General features: G+C 72.7%; 2 protein-coding genes. Both read left to right on the forward strand.

Annotated elements, in window-relative coordinates:
* A partial coding sequence (gene pilM / locus I59_RS19060) for a pilus assembly protein PilM (RefSeq protein WP_042726419.1) occupies nucleotides 1–709 on the forward strand: 709 nt, incomplete at its 5' end.
* Nucleotides 706–1,460: hypothetical protein (locus I59_RS03460; RefSeq protein WP_022902680.1), on the forward strand; the 755-nt coding region annotated here is incomplete at its 3' end. The genes pilM and I59_RS03460, both read left to right, overlap by 4 nt.

Consider the following 1,460-nt stretch of genomic DNA (forward strand, 5'->3'; position numbering starts at 1 on the left):
CATCCTCGACTTCTACCCGACCTCGGAGGGCATCGGCGAGGGTGGGCCGGTGGTGCACGGCCTGCTCGTCGCAGCGATCAAGGACGCGGTCCTCGCCAACGTGCGCGCCGCGGAGCTCGCCGGCCTCAACCCGGTCGGCGTCGACCTCATCCCCTTCGCGCTCACCCGTGTGCTCGCCCCGCGCGTGCCCGGAGCGGGGACCGTGGCGATCGTCGACTGCGGCGGCAACACGACCTCGGTCGTGATCGCCCACGACGGTGTCCCGCGGTTCGTGCGCATCATCCCGACCGGCGGCGACGACGTGACCAAGCAGATCGCCGCGCGTCTCGAGGTGCCGCTCCCGGAGGCCGAGGCCGTCAAGCGGCACTTCGGTCTCGTCGGTCGCACGCAGACGCCGGACGACGTCCGCGCGGTCGCGGTGACGCGCGAGACCGTCGGTGAGCTGATGACGAGCATCCGGAACACCGTGAACTACTACGCGAACACCCGACCGGACGACGCCGTGCGTGGCATCGTCCTGGTCGGCGGGGGAGCTGCCCTGCCCGGGTTCCGGGAGGGCCTCGGCGACGTCGCGGGACTCCCCGTCGCGGTCGGTGACCCGTTCGTCTCCGCGCGCCCAGCCCGTGGGGTCTCGCGGGACGTCCTCAGGGAGCGGTCCGCGTCCATCGCGGTCGCCTGGAGCCTCGCCGTCGGAGGTCGAGCAGCATGACCGAGACACTCGAGCCGACGGCCGCCCGCGGCCGGAAGCCGTCCCCGGGACGACGGTCCCCCGCCTCCGGGACGACCCCGAGCGCACCGCGACCCTCCGGGAACGCGCGCGCTGCACTCGCCATCGGGGGCGTGCCGCGCGTCGACCTGCTCCCGTCCGAGGTGCACGTCGCCCGTCGCCAGCGCGCCGTCGTCCGCCGCGTGTGGGCCGGTGTCGTCGTCGTCGCGTGCGGCGTCGGCATCGTCGCCGGCTGGGCGGTGATGGACCGCAGCGCCGCTGAGCAGGATCTCCGCTCGGCGCAGGACGAGACGACGAGCCTCGCCCAGCAGCAGGGGCAGTACCGGGACGTCCGGTCGACGGAGTCCGCGACGACCCTCCTCGAGGCGGCGCAGCAGGTCGGTGGGTCGACCGAGGTGGACTGGGCGAGCACGTTGCGTTCCGTGCAGTCGAAGCTGCCACAGGGCGTGAGCATCACCGGCGTGACGATCGACTCCGCGTCGGTGACCGAGGCGTACGCGCAGTCGGACGACCCGTTGCAGGGTCAGCGCATCGCGACGCTGACGTTCGACGCGAAGAGCGCGACGCTCCCCTCGGTTCCGCAGTGGCTGTCGGGAGTGAGCGGGGTGACCGGCTTCGTCGACGCGAACGCGAACTCGGTGGCACGCGCCGAGGACGGCTCGGGCTACTCGGTCAACATGACGATCCACCTCGACGAGAAGGCGTTCGACGACCGCTACGCCGCGAAGAAGGG

It is taken from the genome of Curtobacterium sp. B8 (assembly GCF_000333315.1).
GTDB lineage: Bacteria > Actinomycetota > Actinomycetes > Actinomycetales > Microbacteriaceae > Curtobacterium > Curtobacterium luteum.